The 1537-nt window shown below is 65.6% G+C and carries 2 protein-coding genes; one reads left to right on the top strand and one right to left on the bottom strand.

Features of this window, described 5'->3' with window-relative positions; genetic code table 11:
* Positions 1-107: 107 nt before the first annotated feature.
* Positions 108-1019 carry an EamA family transporter gene (locus IV091_RS13260; protein ID WP_293469480.1) on the bottom strand — a complete coding sequence of 304 codons (912 nt, stop codon included), beginning with the start codon at positions 1017-1019 and terminating at the stop codon, positions 108-110.
* A gap of 211 nt (positions 1020-1230) precedes the next feature.
* Here IV091_RS13260 and IV091_RS13255 point away from each other — a divergent pair.
* The coding region (locus IV091_RS13255; protein ID WP_293469478.1) for a DUF883 family protein at positions 1231-1537 on the top strand (307 nt) is incomplete at its 3' end.

The following is a 1537-nucleotide window of genomic DNA, read 5'->3' as shown; positions in this document are numbered from 1 at the left end:
CCTCGACCCGCCAGGCCCAAGCCGGCGTGACCGTGGTGCGTTTTGCGCGGCGGCGCCCCTTGTAAAGGTGCGCCTGAAACGGGTTTGAATCCAGGGGGTGCTGAGGCTCAGCGCCGCTTGAGCAGCCCGCCCAGCATCACGCTGGCCAGCGCGGCCACGACCAGCGCAATGCCGGCCCATTGCCACGGCGTGATGACTTCGCCCAGCACCAGCATGCCGGCCGCCAGGCCCACAATCGGAACGCCCAGGCTGAAGGGCGCGACGCGGTTGGCCGGGTGGCGCTTGAGCAGGCTTGTCCACAGGCTGTAGCCGACGATCGTGGCGACCCAGCCCAGGTAGGCCACCGCCAGCCAGCTCGATGCGCGCGCCTGCGTCCACTGCCAGTGCGCGGACCCGGGGTCAAACAGCGCTGACAGGGCCACGAAAGGCAGCACCGCGACCATGCTGCTCCACACCACAAAGGCCGGCGGCGAGTAGTCGGCGGCCACCTGCTGCACGCGCCGCGCCACGATGTTGGATAGGGCCCACATCGCTGCCGCGCACAGCGTGAGCATAAAGCCGAGCAGGGTGGTGGCGCTGGCCAGTGACGCGCCTGGGTTCAGGTAGTTCATCGCAAAGCACGCCAGGCCCAGCGCCGCCAGCACCATGCCGATCTGCAGCGGCCGGCTGGCGCGTTCCTTGAGCAGCACAAAGCCAAACAGCGCCGTGAAAAATACCTGCGTCTGCAGCAGCACCGACGCCAGCGCCGCCGTCATGCCCACCTGCAAGGCAAAAAACAGAATGCCGAACTGCCCCACGCCCTGAAAGAGGCCGTAGAGCACCACCCATTTCCAGGGAATGCGGGGCGGCCGGATGAACAGCGCCAGCGGCAGCACGGCAAACACATAGCGTGCCGCGCCGAGCTGGAACGGGGTGAAGTCGCGCAGGGCGAATTTCATCACGACGAAATTGACGCCCCACAGCACGACCACCGTGAGGGCCGCAGCCAGATCGCGGCCGCTCAGGCGGGCTTCGCTCACACCCGTGCGCCGCCGCAGGGCAAGCCGCGGCGTGGTGTTGAAAGGAATAAAGCAGTGTGCATGGCGGGGTGGGTAGGGGAGGCAGTTCGGGTCGATGGGGAAGCTTGGTCATCAGACCCCGCTGATTATTCCCTACAAGCGGGAAAAGACGCGGCGCCGGGTGCGAATCTGCTAACCTTTGAGCATTCATTACTTTTTTGAAAGGTCCACCATGCCCGATAGCCGAGCCAGCGTAGAAGCGCAAGAAAAATTGGTTTCCGACATCAAGTCCGTGATCTCGGACGCCGAAGAAATGCTGTCCGCCACGGCTGACCAGGTCGGCGACAAAGTAGCCACCCTGCGTGCCCGCGTGCAGACCCGCCTTCACGATGCCAAAGTGCGTCTGGGCGAAGCCGAAGCCGTGCTCGTCGCCAAGACCAAGGCCGCCGCCAGGGCCACCGACGCCTACGTCCACGAGTCGCCTTGGACCTCCATTGGTGTTGCCGCTGGCGTGGGGCTGCTGCTGGGCCTGGTCATTG

The organism is Polaromonas sp. (assembly GCF_018780625.1).
GTDB lineage: Bacteria > Pseudomonadota > Gammaproteobacteria > Burkholderiales > Burkholderiaceae_C > Polaromonas.
This window is presented reverse-complemented; position numbering and strand designations above follow the sequence as displayed.